The organism is Noviherbaspirillum sp. UKPF54 (assembly GCF_007874125.1).
Lineage (GTDB): Bacteria > Pseudomonadota > Gammaproteobacteria > Burkholderiales > Burkholderiaceae_D > Noviherbaspirillum.
Genome location: NZ_CP040128.1, coordinates 371727 through 386448, shown reverse-complemented (window position 1 = coordinate 386448; position 14722 = coordinate 371727). Strand labels below are relative to the sequence as shown.

General features: G+C 64.5%; 14 protein-coding genes and 1 pseudogene. 11 read left to right on the top strand and 4 right to left on the bottom strand.

The features are described from left to right. Positions 1-145: 145 nt before the first annotated feature. The 3 genes from FAY22_RS01775 to FAY22_RS01765 all read right to left on the bottom strand — a co-directional run bounded on the left by FAY22_RS01775 (position 146) and on the right by FAY22_RS01765 (position 4165). Positions 146-2557 carry a penicillin-binding protein 1A gene (locus FAY22_RS01775; RefSeq protein WP_146333132.1) on the bottom strand — a complete coding sequence of 804 codons (2412 nt, stop codon included), beginning with the start codon at positions 2555-2557 and terminating at the stop codon, positions 146-148. A 194-nt stretch (positions 2558-2751) separates the two neighbouring features. Then, complete coding sequence (locus tag FAY22_RS01770) at positions 2752-3516, bottom strand: transporter (RefSeq protein ID WP_146328641.1); 765 nt, start codon at positions 3514-3516, stop codon at positions 2752-2754. 76 nt (positions 3517-3592) lie between these two features. Then, on the bottom strand, positions 3593-4165 hold the full coding sequence (locus FAY22_RS01765; protein ID WP_146328640.1) for a hypothetical protein: 573 nt from the start codon (positions 4163-4165) through the stop codon (positions 3593-3595). A 222-nt stretch (positions 4166-4387) separates the two neighbouring features. On the opposite strand from FAY22_RS01765, the gene FAY22_RS01760 reads away from it, so the two are divergent. From FAY22_RS01760 to FAY22_RS01735, 6 genes are all read left to right on the top strand, one after another. Then, positions 4388-4957, top strand: coding sequence for a sugar O-acetyltransferase (locus tag FAY22_RS01760; RefSeq protein ID WP_146328639.1), 570 nt, complete (start codon positions 4388-4390; stop codon positions 4955-4957). A 74-nt stretch (positions 4958-5031) separates the two neighbouring features. Beyond that, positions 5032-5883, top strand: coding sequence for an archaetidylserine decarboxylase (asd, locus tag FAY22_RS01755; RefSeq protein WP_146328638.1), 852 nt, complete (start codon positions 5032-5034; stop codon positions 5881-5883). Positions 5884-5908: 25 nt separating this feature from the next. Continuing rightward, a complete protein-coding gene (locus tag FAY22_RS01750) occupies positions 5909-6325 on the top strand; it encodes a secondary thiamine-phosphate synthase enzyme YjbQ (RefSeq protein WP_146328637.1) in 417 nt (138 codons plus the stop codon). Between the two features lie 152 nt (positions 6326-6477). Continuing rightward, the gene (locus tag FAY22_RS01745; protein WP_146333130.1) at positions 6478-7422 is read left to right on the top strand and encodes an ABC transporter ATP-binding protein; all 945 of its coding nucleotides are present in this window, start codon (positions 6478-6480) and stop codon (positions 7420-7422) included. Then, on the top strand, positions 7419-8180 hold the full coding sequence (locus tag FAY22_RS01740) for an ABC transporter permease (RefSeq protein WP_146328636.1): 762 nt from the start codon (positions 7419-7421) through the stop codon (positions 8178-8180). The genes FAY22_RS01745 and FAY22_RS01740 overlap by 4 nt, the downstream gene beginning before the upstream one ends. Before the next feature lie 121 nt (positions 8181-8301). Continuing rightward, a complete protein-coding gene (locus FAY22_RS01735; protein WP_246860619.1) occupies positions 8302-9444 on the top strand; it encodes an ABC transporter substrate-binding protein in 1143 nt (380 codons plus the stop codon). Between the two features lie 17 nt (positions 9445-9461). Here FAY22_RS01735 and FAY22_RS01730 read toward each other — a convergent pair whose 3' ends face one another. Then, positions 9462-9695 carry a hypothetical protein gene (locus tag FAY22_RS01730; protein ID WP_146328635.1) on the bottom strand — a complete coding sequence of 78 codons (234 nt, stop codon included), beginning with the start codon at positions 9693-9695 and terminating at the stop codon, positions 9462-9464. 204 nt (positions 9696-9899) lie between these two features. On the opposite strand from FAY22_RS01730, the gene FAY22_RS01725 reads away from it, so the two are divergent. From FAY22_RS01725 to FAY22_RS01705, 5 genes and pseudogenes are all read left to right on the top strand, one after another. After that, a complete protein-coding gene (locus FAY22_RS01725; protein WP_146328634.1) occupies positions 9900-10118 on the top strand; it encodes a heavy-metal-associated domain-containing protein in 219 nt (72 codons plus the stop codon). Positions 10119-10326: 208 nt separating this feature from the next. Further along, a complete protein-coding gene (locus tag FAY22_RS01720) occupies positions 10327-10581 on the top strand; it encodes a DUF2933 domain-containing protein (protein WP_146333126.1) in 255 nt (84 codons plus the stop codon). Then, a complete protein-coding gene (locus FAY22_RS01715) occupies positions 10578-11237 on the top strand; it encodes an isoprenylcysteine carboxylmethyltransferase family protein (RefSeq protein WP_146328633.1) in 660 nt (219 codons plus the stop codon). The genes FAY22_RS01720 and FAY22_RS01715 overlap by 4 nt, the downstream gene beginning before the upstream one ends. Before the next feature lie 74 nt (positions 11238-11311). Beyond that, positions 11312-13597: pseudogene (locus tag FAY22_RS01710) on the top strand (heavy metal translocating P-type ATPase); the annotation flags it as partial. Between the two features lie 482 nt (positions 13598-14079). Further along, the gene (locus FAY22_RS01705) at positions 14080-14481 is read left to right on the top strand and encodes a hypothetical protein (RefSeq protein WP_146328632.1); all 402 of its coding nucleotides are present in this window, start codon (positions 14080-14082) and stop codon (positions 14479-14481) included. Positions 14482-14722 lie beyond the last annotated feature (241 nt).

Genomic DNA, 14722 nt, shown 5'->3' with positions numbered 1-14722 from the left:
ATGGGCCGAATCAGAAATGGCGCGGATGTCCCCGTCCTTTAAGAAGACGCGGTCCCCGGCGGGCTGCCATTGTATCGCATGCAATACAGGTTTCATCTGGAGGGAAACTTCCAGTTTCCCTCCCCGCATGCCATGGCAGCCCGGCTCATTTCCCAGGAGCGCCGGCGCCTTCCATCCCGCCGCCCGCCGCAGCGGCATCCTGGCGGCCGCCATCGGCGGGGACCGCCGGGTTGACGTTGTCGGGCGCGGCGCCGTCTTGCACCGAGTCGTCGGCCTGATTCATGATGCGCTCCATTTCATCGGTGCGCACATCGGCCCCGGCCCCGGCCTCGGCCGGCGGCGGCGCGGCAGCCGGCGCGCCTTGCGGCGCCGCAGGCCTGGTCTTGGCGGGCACCGGCGCGGGCGGCGCCGGGTTCCAGCCGAACCACCCGCTCACCTTGTTCAGCATCGATTGCAGGAAGGACTCCGGCGGTTTCGGGAAGCGGGCGCCGGCATCGATCAGGCGGGCGCGGAACGCGTGCCGGTAAAAGTCGCCCACTAGCGGCAACGCCGCGTGCGCGCCCTGCCCCCAGTAGTTGCTGCGCAGCGTCACGCGCGCATCGTTGAAGCCGACCCAGGCGCCGGTCACCAGGCGCGGATGCATCAGCATGAACCAGGCGTCGGTATTGTTTTGCGTGGTGCCGGTCTTGCCGGCGACATCGGCGCGCGCGCCGATTTGCCACTTGACCGGGCGTCCAGTGCCCTGGTTGATCACGCCGCGCAGCATGTCGGTCAGGTCATAGGCGATTTTTTCGGACAGCACGCGCTTGCCGTCGCTGGTGAAGCTGCCGAGCTCCTTGCCGTTCTTGTCGAGGATGCGGCTGACCAGGATCGGCCGGCGCAACTGGCCGCCGCTGGCGATGGTGCCGTAGGCGGTCGCCATTTCCAGCAGCGTGACCGGGCTGGTGCCCAGCGCCAGCGCGGGAACCGGCTCCAGCGGGCTTTGATCGACGCCCACCCTGCGCGCGAAGCCGGCCACCTTTTTGGGGCCGACTTGCTGCATCACTTGCGCGGTGATCGTGTTCTTCGAGTAGGCCAGGCCTTCGCGCAACGTCATCTCGCGCCCGCTCGAGCCGGACATGTCGGTCGGGCGCCACACGCTGCCGTTGCCCATCGGGATGTCGACTTCCTTGTCGGTGAAGCGCGTCTCCGGCGTCATGCCGTCCTCCAGCGCCGCGCCGTACACGAATGGCTTGAAGGTCGAGCCGGGCTGGCGCCTTGCCTGCGCCACGTGGTCGTACTGGTCCACTTCGAAGTCGCGGCTGCCGACCCAGGCCTTCACCTCGCCGTTGCTCGGGTCGATGGCGACGAATCCGGTTTCCAGCCGCGTCTTGTCGGCGATCAGGCGGACCATCAATTCGCCGTTCGCCTTGAGCTGCTTGAGCGCCGCCTCGGGCGTGGCGCCCTCGTCGAGCGCCTTGCGGTAGGCGGGCGTTTCGCGCACGAAGGCGTCAAGCAGCTCGCCGCGCGCCTTCCAGAGGTAGCCGGACTGGCGCACCGTGCGCATGCCGCGCAAGGCCGCCGGATTGCCGGCCAGCCGGCGTTCGGCGCCCACGCCCCACTCGGTATCGGCCACCGCCTGCAGCGTCTGCATCTGGCGCGCCACCGCCTGCTCGGCGAACTGCTGCAGGCGCGAATCGACCGTGGAAACCACCGTCAGGCCGTCGGAATACAGGTTGTAATCGTTGCGGTCGGCCCAGTCGATCAGCCACTTGCGCACTTCCACCGCCAGGTGGGGAGCGGCGCCGACCGGCTCCGGCTGGCGCTCGAAGTCGAGCCGGATCGGGCGCGTCTTCAGCCGGTCGAACTCGGCCTGGCTCAGCACGCCGCGCTTGGCCATCTGCGCCAGCACGACGTTGCGGCGGTCGAGCGCGCGCTCCGGGCGCAGCACCGGGTTGTAGTAGCTGGTGCCCTTCAACATGCCAACCAGGGTGGCGCTTTCCAGCACGTTCAATTCCGCGGCCGATTTGTCGAAGTAGGTGCGCGCGCCCATTTCGATGCCGAAGGCGTTGTACAGGAAGGGCATCGTGTTCAGGTAGGTGAGCAGGATCTCCTTTTTCGAATACGCGTATTCGATCTTCAGCGCGGTGATCAGCTCCTTGAGCTTGCGGGTGATGGAGCGCGTGCGCCCGATGTCTTCCGGATAGAGGTTGCGCGCCAGCTGCTGGGTCAGCGTGGAGCCGCCTTCCGGGCGCCCCTGCAGCGTGCGCACGATGCCTCCCACGGTGCGCTTCAGGTCGACGCCGTGGTGCTCGTAGAAGCGGTGGTCCTCGGTGGCGATCAGCGCGTCGACGACGTGCGGCGAGATGTCCTTCAGCTCGACCCACTCGCGGTTCATGCGCTTGAACACCGCGAGCTCCTTGCCGTCGGCCGACATCAGCACGCTGGGCGTTTCGGCCTTGGCCTTGCGCAGGTCGGCAATGCTGGGCGTAAACGGGATCAGGACAATCGCGTACGCCAGCAGAAGCGCCGCGCCTATCGCGCCGCTGGCCAGCGCCGCCTTGAACAGCGCCTTCATCCTGGCCGGCCAGGGCAGCGTGGAGTCGATGACCGATTTGAAATAACTCGCGATGCGCGCGGCGACGCGCACCAGGCGTTCGCGAGGCTTGATGTCTGCTTCCAAGATGGATTCCTACGTTGTAGCGTTGCTCGGGCAGAAGTATACGCTCTTACTGTAGGGTAATTACTCCATCTCCACCGGATTTGTCCGGCTCAGAAGTGGTAGCCGACGTTCAGGCCGGCGCCCCAGTCCGGGCTGCCATCGGAAAAGCCCTTGGTGGCGTATGCCTGCAGCTTGTAAGCCTCGCCCAGCTTGCGCGAATAGAAGGCGGTCAGTTCGCGCTGGTCGAAGCCGGCGTCGCTTGCCTTGCTGCGGTAATCGAAGATCGCGCCGGCGCTCGCCTGCGCATCGAGCTTGTAGGACAGACCGGCATTGGCGCTGACGACGTTGTTGAGCTTCAGCGTGCTGGAACTGCCGAGGAAGCCCACGCCCAGGCCGCCGAAATACGTCATGTTTCCGAATTTCTTGTAGGGATCGACCGTGAGCCAGTAGTCGTTCTGGCCGGTGCCGAGCCCCTTGTCGCTGTCGGCGGTGCCGAACTTGATCTTGCCGGTGACGTCGACGCCGGACTGCGTCTTCGGATCGGCGAACAGGGAATAGGTCGCCGCAGCCATCAGGTCACCCAGCCCGGACTCGGTGCGCACCGCCGTCGTGCTCCGGCGCACCGCGCCGACGCCGGCGATGACGTTGTCCGAGCCGGTGATGCGCACGTAAGGCAGTGTCGCCTTGAACGCCCAGTTGCCGGTTTCGTAGCCGGCGATAAAGGGGATCGACGTGATCTCGGTGCGGTTACTGGTGCCGTAGGTACCGCTGGAGTAGTCATAGCCAGTCTTGAAGGAAAAACCGCCGTCCGCCAGCGCCACCTGCGAAAAAAGCGGCGACAGCAGGGCGATGGCCGCAAAACTCAATCTTTTCATTCGTATAACAATCGCAAATCCAATAAAAAAACCGGGCAACCGCCCGGTCAACTTGACTGATCGCCAGGCGACCTGATCAGTTGCGGCGAACGCGCTCGATCTTTTCGGGACGCTCGACCTTGTCGATCCGGGCCACCTTCTCGACTTTTTCAATCTTTTCCAGCTTCTCGGCTTTTTCCACCTTGTCGGCCCGCTCGGCCTTGAAGGCGTCGACGGCTTCGCGCTTTTCCGCCGCCAGGGCCTTGCCTGCCAGCGCTTGCGCCGGCAGCACGACGGTGGCGCCATGCCCGTGCTTTTTCGCGGTCACGCCGTCCGGCAGCGTCGCGCCCGGCTTGTAGACGGTCGCCCCTTTCTTCGCGACCGCGGTGCTGGTCGTGGTCGTGGCGGCTGTGCTCGTGGTGGAAGTAACGGTGGCGGTCGTGCTCGTGGCCGGCGCATTGGCGGTCACGGTGCCCGTGATGCTCGTGGTGCTCGTAGTGGTAGTCGCCGGCGCGGTAGCGGTCGACGACGTCGTGGTGGTGGTCGCCGGTGCCGTCGTGGCGGTCGTGTCGGTGGTTGTCGTCTGCGCGAATGCGGCTCCCGTCATCAGCATGGCGGAAGCGATTGCGCTCAGGATCGCGGTGTGGCTTACGGTCTTGGTATGTTTCATGGTTTTCCCCGTTGGCGTTGTTCAAGTGAGTCGTGCCATGTAGATATTAAGGAGGAAGCGCCGCCGTGTGAGCCAGCAAAGTTGTTTCAGCTGTAAGTGAACGTTACTAGCAAGAAAACAAGTGTGTTCGCCCGCCGCGGCAGCGGCAGGCGCGGCGAACCGCGCCGATCCAGGCTGGTCTACCCGATAGTTGTGTCTCATGAAAGATGACCGGGAGGATGCGTGAAAACGGAAAAAGAGAAGATGCTGGCCGGTGAACCGTACGATCCGCTCGACCGGCAACTGTCCGACGAGCGCCGCCGCGCGCGCCTGCTCCTCAAGGCATTCAACGACACGCGCGACGACCAGATCGAAGAACGCCAGCGCCTCCTCGGGGAACTCATTCCCGCCGCCGGTGCCGGCACCTGGATCGAGCCGCCCTTCCATTGCGATTACGGAAGCAATATCGTCCTGGGCGACAAGGTCTACTTCAATTTCAATTGCGTGGTGCTCGATGTCGCGGCGGTGCGCATCGGCTCGCGCGTCCTGTTCGGCCCGGCCGTACAAATCTATGCCGCCAGCCATCCGCTCAGCGCGGAGTTGCGCAAAACCGGACTCGAACTGGGCAAGGAAATCGAAGTCGGCGACGATGTCTGGATCGGCGGCGGGACGATTCTGTGTCCCGGGGTGCGCATCGGGGCGCGCTCCGTGATCGGCGCCGGCAGCGTGGTGACGAAGGACGTCCCGGAAGGCGTTTTTGCGGCCGGCAATCCTTGCCGCATCCTCAGGAACCTCGATGACGAGAGCGCGTGACCGGGCCGGCGCGCGCGGCGATGCGCAAATGCATGAGGCTATAATCTCGCCAATTCTTTTCCACGAGGTTGGCCGTGCCCAAGCGAATTTCCGTTTTACACCAATATCTGTTGCCGAAGCAGGCGCTGACCACGCTCGCCGGCCGGATCGCGCGCGCCGAGGATGAACGCTTCACGCCGCAACTGATCCGCTGGTTCGCCAAGCGCTACGGCGTGAACATGGCGGAGGCGCTCAATCCCGACCTTTCCAGCTACACCAGCTTCAACGATTTCTTCACGCGCGCCCTGCGCCCGGATGCGCGTCCGCTGGCCGCGGCCGACTTCGTCTGCCCGGTCGACGGCGCGATCAGCCAGTGCGGCGCGATCGAGCACGACCAGATCATCCAGGCCAAGGGCCACCGCTATTCGACCGCCGCGCTGGTGGGCGGCGACGGCAAACTGGCCGCACAGTTCGATCACGGCAGCTTCGCCACGCTGTACCTGAGCCCGCGCGACTACCACCGCATCCACATGCCCTGCGACGGCAGGCTCACGCGCATGATTTACGTGCCGGGAGCGCTGTTCTCGGTCAACCCGGCCACCGCGCGCGGCGTGCCGGGGCTGTTCGCGCGCAACGAGCGCGTGGTGTGCGTGTTCGAGTCGGCATCCGGCCCGTTCGTGCTGACCCTGGTGGGCGCCACCATCGTCGGCAGCATGGCCACCGCGTGGTACGGCGTGGTCAATCCGCCGCGCACCCGCACCGTGCGCGAGTGGCGCTACGACGACCAGCAGATCGTGCTCAAGAAAGGCGAGGAAATGGGCCGCTTCCTGCTCGGCTCCACCGTGGTGATGCTGTTCCCACGCGGCGTGCTCGAATTCAATCCGGACTGGACGCCGGGACGCGCCATCCGCATGGGCGAGGCGATGGCGCGCAAGCCGAAGGCGTGATGCACGCAGCGATGACGGAGGCCCGATGACGCACCAGAGCATCCTCGAATTCACCACGCCCGGGCGCGGCACCAGCAACATCACCGCCGCCATCGCGCAAGCCGTGGCCGCCTCCGGCGTGGACACCGGCCTCGCGCACGTCTTTGTTCAGCACACCAGCTGTTCGCTGACGATCACCGAGAACGCCGACCCCGACGTGCGGCGCGACCTCGACACCGTCCTCGCACGCCTGGCGCCCGACGGCGATCCCGCCTACCGCCACGACCTGGAAGGGCCGGACGACATGGCCGCGCATGCGCGCAGCGTGCTGACCGGCACCGGCCTGACGGTCCCGGTCGGCGCCGGCCGCCTGCTGCTCGGCACCTGGCAAGGCATTTACCTGTGGGAGCACCGCGCCGGCGCGCAGCGGCGCAGCGTGGTGGTCACCGTGCTGGGCGACTGAGCCCGCGCGCGTGCCGCTGTCAATTTGCCTGATCATCTGTTGCACTTGAATCAACGCGATGTTTTAACATGATGCCTTCGCAAGGCGAGCAGGCCGGGCATGTCCGATTTTCCGTCGGCACCGCCCTGCCCGCCATTCAGCAAGGAGCACGCGTGCAACCAGTCATTTCGATCAAGGCGCTGACCAAGACCTATGCGTCCGGTTTCCAGGCGCTCAGGGACATCAATCTCGACATCCGGCGCGGAGAAATCTTCGCGCTGCTCGGCCCGAACGGCGCGGGCAAGACCACGCTGATCAGCATCATCTGCGGCATCGTCACGGCTTCCACCGGCAGCGTGACGGCTGACGGCCACGACATCGGCCGCGACTACCGCGCCGCGCGCAAGAAGATCGGTCTGGTGCCGCAGGAACTGTCCACCGACGCCTTCGAGAGCGTGTGGGACACGGTGAAGTTCAGCCGAGGCCTGTTTGGCAAGGCGCCCGACGACACCTACCTGGAAAAGGTGCTGAAGGACTTGTCGCTGTGGGACAAGCGCGATTCAAAAATCATGGCTTTGTCGGGCGGCATGAAACGCCGCGTGATGATCGCCAAGGCGCTGAGCCACGAGCCGGCCATCCTGTTCCTCGATGAGCCGACCGCCGGCGTCGACGTCGAGCTGCGCCGCGACATGTGGGCCATGGTGCGGCACCTGCGCGAAAACGGCGTGACCATCATCCTGACCACGCATTACATCGAGGAAGCCGAGGAAATGGCGGACCGCATCGGCGTGATCAGCAAGGGAGAGATCCTGCTGGTCGAGGACAAGGCGGTGCTGATGAAAAAGCTGGGCAAGAAGCAGCTCACGCTGCTGCTGCAGCATCCGCTCGCTGCGGTGCCGGCCGACCTGGCCGGCTATCCGCTGGAGCTGTCCGCCGACGGCAGCCAGCTGGTCTATACCTTCGACGCGCAAAGCGAGCATCCGGGCGTGCCGGACCTGCTGCGGCGCCTGGACGAGCGCGGCATCCACTTCAAGGACTTGCAGACGCGCGAAAGCTCGCTGGAGGAAATTTTCGTCAATCTGGTACATGGTAAAGGCGGCGAAGGAGGCCGGGCATGAACGTACACGGAATGAAGGCCATCTACCGGTTCGAAATGGCGCGCTGGTGGCGAACGCTGCTGCAGAGCATTGCGTCGCCGGTCATCTCGACGTCGCTCTACTTCATCGTGTTCGGTTCTGCCATCGGTTCGCGCATGGCCCAGATCGACGGCGTCAGCTATGGCGCATATATAGTGCCCGGGCTGATCATGCTGTCGGTCCTGACCGAGAGCATTTCCAACGCTTCCTTCGGCATCTACATGCCGAAATGGGCCGGCACGATCTACGAAGTGCTGTCGGCGCCGGTGTCGCCGTTCGAGATCGTGGTGGGCTATGTCGGCGCGGCGGCGACGAAGTCCGTGCTCCTGGGCCTGATCATCCTGGCCACGGCCCGGGTGTTCGTCGATTACACGATCGTGCACCCGTTGTGGATGGTGGCCTTCCTGGTGCTGACCTCGGTGACGTTCAGCCTGTTCGGCTTCATCATCGGCGTCTGGGCCGATGGCTGGGAAAAGCTGCAGATCGTGCCGGTCATGATCGTCACCCCGCTGACCTTCCTCGGCGGCAGTTTTTACTCGATCAGCATGCTGCCCGCATTCTGGCAAAAGGTGACCCTGTTTAACCCGGTGGTCTATCTCGTCAGTGGCTTTCGCTGGAGCTTCTATGACGTGTCCGACGTCGGCGTCGGGCTCAGCCTTGGGATGACGCTCGTATTCATGCTGCTGTGCCTGGCAGCGATCTGGTGGATATTCAGGACCGGCTACCGGTTGAAGAAATGAGCAAGCGCTTCCATACAAGGGCGGAAACCATGGCCGGAACCGCCTGTAATTTTCCAGTAAGCAAGCCGTCACTATACTGGCGCACACTCCAGATCCTGTCCTTACCGTTGCGAGGAATCCGATGCTTGTCTCCAGACTGATGCGCGCCGCGCTGATCTGCGCGCTGTCGTTGCGCGCCTTTGCCGCCGGCGCCGAAACCGGCGTCACCGACAGCACCATCGTCCTCGGCATGTCGGCCCCGCTCAGCGGCGTCAACGGCGCCTACGGCGTCGAGATGAAGGATGCGATCGCCGGCTATATCCGGCAGGTCAACGCCGAAGGCGGCATACACAACCGCAAGATCGAGCTGGTGGCGCTGGACGACGGCTACGAAACCGAGCGCGCGGTCGCCAACACCAAGGCGCTGATCGACAACCACAAGGCATTCGCGCTGCTGGGCTACTACGGCTCATCCCCGACCACGGCGGCGATGCAGGTATTCTCCGCGGCCAGGGTGCCGCTGGTGGGCACCATCAGCGGCGCGGACGCCCTGCGCACGCCGGTCAACCGCTACATGTTCCACGTGCGCGCCAGCTATGGCGACGAAACCGAGGCGATCACGGAGCAGCTGGTGTCGCTCGGCCTGAAGAATATCGCGGTGTTCTACCAGAACGACGGCTTCGGCAAGTCCGGCCTGGATGGCGTGACCGCCACCCTCAAGAAGCATGGGCTGGCGCCGACAGCGCTGGGCACGGTGGAGCGCAATTCGACCGATGTCGGCGCGGCCGTGCAGGCGATCTCGAAGGTGCAACCGCAGGCGGTCATCATGGTCAGCCTGTACAAGCCGACCGCCGCCTTCGTGCGCCAGATGAAGAACGCGGGCTTGCATCCGCAGTACGCGACGCTGTCGCCGGTGGGCGCCGACCTGCTGGTGGCGGAACTGGGCAACGACGCGCGCGGCATCGGCATTTCGCAGGTGGTGCCCTATCCATGGAACGACACGGTGCCGCTGGTGAAGGAATACAAGCACATGCTGGCGCAGCAGGGCAAGACGCCGGTGCTGTCCTATTACGGCGTCGAAGGCTTCATCACCGCCAAGACCATGGTCGAGGCGATCCGCCGCGCCGGGCGCGACCTCACCCGCGAGAAGCTGGTCGCCGCGCTGGAAGGCATGCAGGGTTACGACGTGGGCGGCTACAAGCTCGGCTATTCGGCCGCCAGCCATAACGGTTCCAGATTCGTCGACCTGACCGTCATCGGCAGCAACGGCAAGGTGCTGCACTAGAGCAGATTTGTCGCCGTTTAGATGACGAGCGACACCGGCACCAGAAGGCCGACCAGGACCAGCGTGACGAGGGAAACGCGGCTGGAAGATCGGGGATGGCGGCAAGTTTCGGCACTGTCCGATGCATCCCGATTGCGGGCAAAGAGGCGCTCGTAGTACTGGTTATGAATCACCCGGTAACGGTAGTGGGAAAAGCCGGCACCGGCCAGCGCGCCAAGCGCAAGCACCGTCCATAACAGAAATAGCAACATCGAAGCGACCTTGAAAGAAAGGCGCGCATTCTAGCACGCGGCCCGTGCGCGAGCCTCCTGCAGCCGGGCTTCCGGCGTCCATGCGCATCCCGCGCCGCCCCGCCACCTCAAGCCGGAAACGACCGGATCTATCCGATTCTCCCTTGACCTTCCCACCGCTGGAAGGTCTATCTTGACAATACGGTCAACAAAGGAGGTCACACCATGTACATGTTTCGAGTGGAAAAGATGTCTTGCGGCGGCTGTGCCGGCCGCGTGACGAAGGCAATCCGCCAGGTCGACAGTGCCGCGCAAGTGGACGTCGACTTGCAGAGCAAGCAAGTTCGCGTAACAAGCGCTGCCGATGCGCCCGTTCTGGCAGCAGCGATCACCCAAGCGGGTTATCCGGCACAAATTGCGGCTGTGGGTAACGCCGAAAAATAGCCGGCCGCAGGCGCCCTATCCGTGAATTTTTGACATGGATCATTCAGTTTGATGACCATGCTTCCTAGGATGGGCAGGAAAGGGAAATGAGCAGCGTATTACCGTGGCGGAACCGAAAGTCCTGCGGGTAGCTGAAAAGCCGGTTCCCGTCCCCTTGATGTCCCGATAAAGCGATGCGGCAAAGGAGCGGGTCATGGACAGAACCAGAATGCACAATGAGGCGCCGAGATATGCCAGGCGCTGGAAATGGGCGCTGATCGGCTTTCTTTTGGTTGCGGCCTTCTTCCTGTGGACGGAACACCGCGCCCACCTGTTTGGCATCTTGCCGTACCTGCTGCTGCTTGCCTGCCCGCTGATGCACCTGTTCCATCACGGACACGGGCACGGTCGTCACCGGGGCGGCGCTGATCCTCATGCGGGCAACACACCGCGTAAAAGCGAACGTATCGGAGAACAGCCATGAGCCACGATACGTCCGCATATGGCCTGTGGTCGCTAGTAATTTTGAACTCGCTGGTGTTCATCATCTTCGCGTTCAGCTTCACCAAGCCGAAGACGTCGCGCGACTGGCGCTCCTTCGGCGCGTTCTCGGCATTCATCGTCGCGCTGTTCTCCGAGATGTACGGTTTCCCGCTCACCATCTATCTTCTGTTGCCCTGGCTGTCGCGGCATTTCCCGGGCATCGACTTCCTGTCGCACGATGCCGGCCACTTGCTGGAAATGATGTTCGGGTGGAAGGCCAATCCGCATTTCGGGCCTTTCCACATGCTCAGCAACATCTTCATCTTCGGCGGATTCTTCATGCTCGCGTCGGCGTGGCGGGTGCTGTACGAGGCGCAAACCCGCCACCGGCTGGCCGCCGATGGACTATATGCGCACATGCGGCATCCGCAGTACGTCGCCTTCGTCTTGATCATGTTCGGATTCCTGCTGCAGTGGCCCACGCTCATCACGCTGCTGATGTTCCCCATCCTGGTCGTGGTGTATGCGCGCCTGGCGCAATCGGAAGAACGGAACATGCTTGCCGAGTTCGGGCCGGAATATGAAACATATCGGCGCCACACGCCGGCCTTCATCCCCGATTTCCGGCGCAGAGGCGCGGCCGCAGGTCGCCAGTAAGACAAGAACAGGAACGCATCATGGACGATAAAACACACCACCATCATGGCCACCAGCATGGAGACCATGCGGGCATGGCGCACGATCACGCAGAAGACAAGCCGTTCACCGACCCGGTATGCGGCATGAAGGTGGCCGCGACCCCGGACAAGACCATCGATTACGCCGGCGCCGAATATCACTTCTGCAGCGCCAAGTGCATGGAAAAATTCCGCGCCGATCCGCAGCAATACATAAAACCAGCCACGCCGGCACCGGCCGAGGCGCTGCCGGAAGGGACTGTCTACACCTGCCCGATGCATCCGGAAATCCGCCGCGACGCGCCCGGCAACTGCCCGATCTGCGGGATGGCGCTGGAGCCGGTGATGCCTTCGCTGGAAGAGGAAGAAAATCCGGAACTGGTCGATTTCAAGCGGCGCTTCTGGTGGACCTTGCCGCTGACCGTCATCGTCACGGTGCTGGCGATGGCGGGCCACCGCATCTTCCCCGACGGCCTGCCCTACCAGAGCTGGATCGAACTCGCGCTCGCCACGCCGGTCGTGCTGTGGGCCGGCTGGCCGTTCTTCGTGCGCGCCATCCAGTCGCTCAAGAACCGCAGCCCGAACATGTGGACACTGATCGGCACCGGCGTCGCCGCCGCCTACGGCTACAGCGTGGTCGCGACCGTCGCGCCCGGCCTGTTCCCGGACACGTTCATGATGCATGGCCGCATCGGCGTCTATTTCGAGGCGGCTGCGGTGATCATCTCGCTCACGCTGCTGGGCCAGATGCTGGAGCTGCGGGCGCGCTCGCAGACCTCCGCGGCGATCAAGTCGCTGCTCGGCCTGGCGCCGAAGACGGCGCGCCGCATCCGCGCCGACGGCGGCGAGGAAGATGTGCCGCTGACGCACGTGCACATCGGCGACACGCTGCGCGTGCGTCCCGGCGAAAAGGTGCCGGTCGACGGCGAAGTGCTGGAAGGCGAAAGCTCGCTGGATGAATCGATGCTGACCGGCGAACCAGTGCCCGTCACCAAGCGCGCGGGCGACAAGCTGATCGGCGCGACCATCAACACCAACGGCAGCCTGGTCATGCGCGCCGAAAAGGTCGGCTCGCAAACCATGCTGTCGCAGATCGTGCAGATGGTCGCAAACGCGCAGCGCTCGCGCGCGCCGATGCAGCGCATGGCGGATGTCGTGGCCGGCTACTTCGTCACCATCGTGGTGGCGATCGCCGTCCTGACCCTGCTCGGCTGGGGCTTGTTCGGACCGCAGCCGAGCTGGGTCTACGGCTTCGTCAACGCGGTGGCGGTGCTCATCATCGCCTGCCCGTGCGCGCTCGGCCTGGCCACGCCGATGTCGATCATGGCCGCGACCGGACGGGCGGCGACGCAGGGCATCCTGTTCCGCGACGCGGCGGCCATCGAAGGCATGCGCAAGGTGACCACGCTCATCGTCGACAAGACCGGCACGCTCACCGAAGGCAAGCCCGCGTTCGACCGCGTGGCGGCCGCGCCCGGATTTACCGAGCAACAGGTGCTGCAGATCGCCGCCAGCATCGACCAGGGCAGCGAACATCCGCTGGCGCATGCCATCGTCGATGAAGCGCGCCGGCGCAACATCGCGCTGGACAAGCCGGACGTGTTCGAGTCGGCCAGCGGCATCGGCGTGCGCGGCATGGTGGCCGGCCGGCGCATTGCGCTCGGCAACGCCGCGCTGATGGACACCGAAAACGTCGACTGGCGCGCGCTCGCCGGCGCAGCCGAGGAACTGCGCAACGAAGGCGCGAGCGTCATGTACCTGGCGGCGGACGGCAAGCTGGGCGGACTGATCGCGGTATCCGACCCGGTCAAGTCCACCACGCCGGAAGCGCTGAAGACGCTGCGGGAAGCCGGCCTGACGGTGGTGATGGCGACCGGCGACGGCGTTACCACGGCCAGGTCGGTCGCCAACAAGCTGGGCATCGCCGAATTCCACGGCGAGGTCAAGCCGCAGGACAAGCTGCAGCTGGTCGAGCGCTTGCAGAAGGAAGGCAAGGTGGTCGCGATGGCCGGCGACGGCATCAACGATGCGCCGGCGCTGGCCAAGTCGAACGTCGGCATCGCGATGGGCACCGGCACCGACGTGGCCATCAACAGCGCCCATGTCACGCTCGTCAAAGGCGACCTGCGGGCGATCGCGCGGGCGCGCATGCTGTCGGAGGACACGGTGCGCAACATGCGCCAGAACCTCGGCTTTGCTTTCGTCTACAACTCGCTCGGCATCCCGCTGGCCGCCGGCCTGCTGTATCCGTTCACCGGGCACCTGCTGTCGCCAATGATTGCCGCGCTTGCCATGAGCCTGAGCTCGGTGTCGGTCATCACGAATGCGCTGCGGCTGCGCGGCGGCGGCAGTGAAACGAAGTTGCCGCCGGCATCCGGCCCGGCGCGCGGCAGCGCGCGCCCGGCCATGTTCGGCATGCTGGCTTTCGCGCTGCTGCTCGGCCTGTACTTCGGCGCGCTCACCGCAGTGTCGGGATGGGAGTTCACCGTCAACCAGTTCGCCGAGTTCTGGTATTTCATCCTGCCGCTGGCGGCCGGGTTCGGCCTGCAGATCGGCCTGTTCGTGCGCCTGCGCGACCTCGTGGCGCAGTCGAAGCAGTCGGGAGCTGTGATTGCCGCCTCCGGCACCACCTCGACTGCCGCGATGGTGTCGTGCTGCGCGCACTATCTCGCCAATGTCGCGCCGGTGCTGGGCGCGACCGGGCTGGTCGCCTTCGCGGCGCAATTCCAGGTGGAGCTGTTCTGGGTCGGCCTGCTCTTCAGCGCCGCCGGCATCGCCTATATCGGGAACAAGGTTTTCAATGCCTCCAGGGAGCACGCAAAATGTCTCGCATGATTTTCCGCGCCTTCGTCCTGCTGGCCGCTATCGCGGCATGGAGTAGGGCCTATGCTGCCGCCGGCCCGGCGCCGCAAACGAGCAATGAAAATGCAGTGACCGTCAAAGTGACGCCGAAAAACCTCGCCGGCTCGACGTGGGAATTCGATGTCACCTTCGATACCCATACGCAGCCGCTGAACGACGATTTACTGAAGAGTGCCGTGCTTGTTTCGGCCAATGGCGCGCAGGCGTCTCCGGTGTCGTGGCAGGCCGATCCTCCCGGAGGGCATCATCGCAAGGGCGTGCTGCGCTTCAATGCATTGACGCCCCCGCCCTCCGTGGTGGAATTGCGCATCAATCGTCCGGGCGAATCCAAGCCGCGTTCATTTAAATGGGAGCTGAAATAACGCCCGGCATGGCCGGCATCGGAAATACTTGTTGTATATCTCGCGCTATTCGGCGCTTCCTTTGACGGCATTCAGCTGCACGAAAAACATCGCCCCGCGAAGGGGCGCCATGAAGCCGAAGAAACGGTCTTTTTTCATGCCCCCGAGCTCCTTGCGCGGCCGTCCTTCCTGCAAGCGCCATAGTTGACTCATGTCGATGTTCCCTTCCCGCGCGTATCCGCGCTACTGTGGATTGACGGAA

What these genes read in the sequence shown, in the direction of transcription:
- FAY22_RS01775 (WP_146333132.1), bottom strand. Translation starts at nt 2,557, where the DNA reads ATGAAGGCGCTGTTCAAGGCGGCGCTGGCCAGCGGCGCGATAGGCGCG.
- FAY22_RS01770 (WP_146328641.1), bottom strand. Translation starts at nt 3,516, where the DNA reads ATGAAAAGATTGAGTTTTGCGGCCATCGCCCTGCTGTCGCCGCTTTTT.
- FAY22_RS01765 (WP_146328640.1), bottom strand. Translation starts at nt 4,165, where the DNA reads ATGAAACATACCAAGACCGTAAGCCACACCGCGATCCTGAGCGCAATC.
- FAY22_RS01750 (WP_146328637.1), top strand. Translation starts at nt 5,909, where the DNA reads ATGACGCACCAGAGCATCCTCGAATTCACCACGCCCGGGCGCGGCACC.
- FAY22_RS01740 (WP_146328636.1), top strand. Translation starts at nt 7,419, where the DNA reads ATGAACGTACACGGAATGAAGGCCATCTACCGGTTCGAAATGGCGCGC.
- FAY22_RS01735 (WP_246860619.1), top strand. Translation starts at nt 8,302, where the DNA reads ATGCTTGTCTCCAGACTGATGCGCGCCGCGCTGATCTGCGCGCTGTCG.
- FAY22_RS01730 (WP_146328635.1), bottom strand. Translation starts at nt 9,695, where the DNA reads ATGTTGCTATTTCTGTTATGGACGGTGCTTGCGCTTGGCGCGCTGGCC.
- FAY22_RS01725 (WP_146328634.1), top strand. Translation starts at nt 9,900, where the DNA reads ATGTACATGTTTCGAGTGGAAAAGATGTCTTGCGGCGGCTGTGCCGGC.
- FAY22_RS01720 (WP_146333126.1), top strand. Translation starts at nt 10,327, where the DNA reads ATGCACAATGAGGCGCCGAGATATGCCAGGCGCTGGAAATGGGCGCTG.
- FAY22_RS01715 (WP_146328633.1), top strand. Translation starts at nt 10,578, where the DNA reads ATGAGCCACGATACGTCCGCATATGGCCTGTGGTCGCTAGTAATTTTG.
- FAY22_RS01705 (WP_146328632.1), top strand. Translation starts at nt 14,080, where the DNA reads ATGTCTCGCATGATTTTCCGCGCCTTCGTCCTGCTGGCCGCTATCGCG.